General features: G+C 30.6%; 3 protein-coding genes and 1 pseudogene. All 4 read right to left on the bottom strand.

Annotated elements, in window-relative coordinates; all coding sequences use genetic code 11:
- Positions 1-394: 394 nt before the first annotated feature.
- On the bottom strand, positions 395-883 hold the full coding sequence (locus AB8B65_RS18515) for a hypothetical protein (RefSeq protein WP_405302771.1): 489 nt from the start codon (positions 881-883) through the stop codon (positions 395-397).
- A 2-nt stretch (positions 884-885) separates the two neighbouring features.
- Complete coding sequence (locus AB8B65_RS18510) at positions 886-2,148, bottom strand: RHS repeat domain-containing protein (RefSeq protein WP_405302770.1); 1,263 nt, start codon at positions 2,146-2,148, stop codon at positions 886-888.
- Between the two features lie 187 nt (positions 2,149-2,335).
- Complete coding sequence (locus AB8B65_RS18505) at positions 2,336-2,770, bottom strand: hypothetical protein (protein ID WP_405302769.1); 435 nt, start codon at positions 2,768-2,770, stop codon at positions 2,336-2,338.
- A pseudogene (locus AB8B65_RS18500) lies at positions 2,745-3,577 on the bottom strand (hypothetical protein); the annotation flags it as partial. The gene AB8B65_RS18505 and the pseudogene AB8B65_RS18500, both read right to left, overlap by 26 nt.

Raw genomic sequence — 3,577 nt, 5'->3', positions numbered from 1 at the left:
CACTCTTGTTATGAAACTTATATTTTCTACTCATATCTTTAAAATACGAAAAGCTACGCTAAAAAATTAGCATAGCTTTTTGTTATGGTTACTTTTTTGCTTTTCTTACTCATGCTCGGCACTAGTGCATACTAGCGCTAGAGTGGGGGACAGTTTATTGTGAAACTATCTCGGAGATAGCACGGCACTAGTATATACTAGCGCTAGCGTGGGGATAGCACAGCGCCAATTTACACCACGAAAGGAAACAGAACCCTTATTTCATGCTTCCTAAGAAACTTTCATTATTTCAAAGAACTAGAATGAGCCTCAATTAAGAGACTCATTTTTTATTTAAATTATTGATAATCAATATTAAAACTTCACTCTTTTTCAAAAGCACCATTTTGACCCATTACCCACCATTATCAGGATAATTAGGTGCTTTTTTTCCCATATCATATTCATTTAATAATTCTTCTAACCTATATTTAGCTAATTCATAGATACTATAATCTTGAAATCTAATAATACCGTAAGGGCTTGCATTTTTAGCTTTTTTAGGCTTTTTTTTAATTTTATTACTGTTACTTTCCACCACAGATATAAGTAATTCTATATTTATAACCCTATCTATAATTAATTTTCTTAACGAAGTCCCATCATGTACACTTGTTAATAATTCACTATTTTCTCTATCAAAATTAGACCTATAAAAAAAACAAGGTAGTTTATTATTATTTGGTTTATATGAATTTAAGGAATCTGCATATTTTTGAATAAATTGAGTTCTTCTATTTATTACTTCTATTGTTCTATCACCAAGAGGTTTGATAGAATCATTTTGAGAATAGACTTCCGCTATTACAAAAAGGCTTATTAAAATTAAAAAAGCATGTTTCATTATTATAAATATTTTATTTTTCTTATTCCATTATTATACTGCATTCTACCCTTCAAGATTTTATAGGCACGATTATTAGCATCACTGTGACCAGGGTCACTAGCATTAAATTTAACATACCTAGCTTTTACAAATTTTTCAAGTTGATTAAGAGCTGATTTCATATTAACATTTAAAATTGCTTTTTGATCTTCAATTACTTGTTCATTAGTAAGATTAAAAGGATTATCTGTTTTAACATCTTCTAAAGCTTTTTCTAAATCTATCTCATAATCTTTATAAACTTTATTAAGAATATCTTGAACATCACCTCTATAATTTCTTTTTCCTCCATAGGATTCAATAGTCACTGCAAAATCTCTTTTCTTATCAAGAATGGTTTCTGAAATTTGCTCTACATGTCCATCTTCATGTGCTTCTATTTCTTTTCCTATACCTCTATTTTTTCTAACAAATTTATTACTGTCACCTGGTTTTAAAAATGGAGAAAACTCCTGTTGAATATAAAAAGTTGCATCTACCTCTTTTGTGGTTTCATTATATTTCCAAGATGTAGACCCATCTACTAGATTTGTTGAGCCTAAGTCGTCAATTTTTTTTACTGTAGCAATGTTTTTTCCTTCAATTCCATCGTATAGTCTCTCCTTAGTTGATACAATTATACTGTCTCCTTTTTTATCAACATATAAAACTGGGTTATTCGCCCCATAGTGATAAGGTGATTTATCTAAATACTTTTGTGAAAATCTATCCACAGTTATAAACCTTCCTAAGGATGCCTCATAATTTCTATTTCCATAATCAAGTAATTCCAATCCAAGTTCATCATTTTCTTCCTTACCATTGTACCCATACTGATGATCCCTTCCGACTTGATTGGCATTGTAACCTTTATGTTTCAAACCAAAAGGATAATAATGATTCTCTTCTTTGATTTCCGTTTCTGGTTTGATATTTCCGTTTCCATCAATGTCTTCGTAAGAAAGTCTAATATTTCCTAGATGATCTTTGTACTGATAGGTATAATTAAACCCTGTTATTTTTTCTGGCTTACTAGGATCAAACTGTGGCTCAACATAGCCTTCTTCACTGTTAAAGAACGTAAGTGCTAATGAAGCTTGTGCCGTTGCTTTTTTGTAAATGTAATTCCCTGCATAATGCGTTTGTTGCACATTTTCATTGCTTTGGTCATTTACAATTTTTTGTTGCTTTGCTCCAAAAGCATCGTAAATGTATGAAATGTGAACGTCAGTTACTAAAAACACAAAAAGCTATTCCAAAAATAGTTTGGAACAGCTTTTAACTTTTAACTCTTTTATTGTTTACTCATGCTCGGCACTAGTACATACTAGCGCTAGCGAGGGTAGCGCTCACTCTGTCGTGGACATTCTAGCGCCATCGTGGGGCTAATTGCTGTTTTTCAGTTATTTATAATTTAAGTAAGGTAATACACTAATTTACACCATTACCAACGCTCATAAGTTTAAATTTGCTTTCTTTATCAAGGATAAGTTTTAACATTCCATAGTTATTACGTTTTAAAATACCTGAAGCTATATACTTCATATTTCCAATTTCATTGTTAAACTTAATTAAGGAGTCATCTTCTATTATGATCTCCTTATTATAATAGAAGTCTAACATCTCATTTTCAGAAAAATATACAGTATCTACTCTAAATAAGTTTGCACATTCCCCACAAGCATAAGCTTTGTAAGTCATACCAAATTTAACACTATCTTGATATGCAAAGCTCATGTTTTTCGATTTATTATTCAATGTTTCTTTAAATTTTACAATCGAAATTTTTTGATAAATTAATATAGCAATTAAAACCAAAATAATTGCTCCTAATATTACTTTATAACCTTTGTTTTGTTCCATCATATTTTTCTCCCTGTTTTGATTTCAAATTCAAATACTTATTTATTTCACTTCCCGTTATCCTACCTTCTTTTCGAGTCGTAAAAAGTACAGTTCCATTATGGAAAACTCTTCTAAGACCATGCCTGTAGTCATCTCCTTTTAATTTTTTATGTGCATTTGGATTTGCGTAAGTAGCATGACCTATCACAACAGCATTACTTTTCCCTGCATCTCCTAATTTTTTTGATAAAACCTGTGCAAATGGAGGATCAGAATTATCACCTTCAATTGATGCTGTGTTACAGCCATGAATTTCTATTTTTGCATTATTCGTAAATTTATCATAATCTATATGATCTAAATTTTTTGAATCATTCCAAAAATACCCTGCATCCTTTTTTTCAGTTTTTTTGTCTTTATATAAATTATTATTACCCGCTATTTCACTTTCTTTGAAATGAAGTTCATTTGTTCCTCCATGAGAAAATATATCTATAGATTGAATTGAGTTATCTTCTTCCGAATTAATTTTATCTACAATCGTTGCTGCGGTTTCTATTTGTGTAAAATCTTTGGGTTTTACTTTGTCAGAACCATAGTCATTATTGACATTTTTACCAGCTCTTTTAAAAAGATCATCATGAGTTTTTGATCCTCCGTAAAAAATCATTCTTTTGTATGGGAGTTGAGATCCAAAAGGCTTCATTCCGTCTGGGTCAAGAAAATAAATAGGATTATCAAAAGCATAATTATATGGAGAATGTCTTCTCATTTGCTCAGCTAATGGATCAATATTCATCCAACGCCCAAGACTTGCATCATAATTTC

Source organism: Kordia sp. (genome assembly GCF_045105435.1).
Taxonomy (GTDB): Bacteria; Bacteroidota; Bacteroidia; order Flavobacteriales; family Flavobacteriaceae; genus Kordia.
The sequence above is the reverse complement of the archived record's forward strand: the minus strand, read 5'-3'. Positions and strand labels throughout refer to the sequence as shown.

What these genes read in the sequence shown, in the direction of transcription:
- AB8B65_RS18515 (WP_405302771.1), bottom strand. Translation starts at nt 883, where the DNA reads ATGAAACATGCTTTTTTAATTTTAATAAGCCTTTTTGTAATAGCGGAA.
- AB8B65_RS18505 (WP_405302769.1), bottom strand. Translation starts at nt 2,770, where the DNA reads ATGATGGAACAAAACAAAGGTTATAAAGTAATATTAGGAGCAATTATT.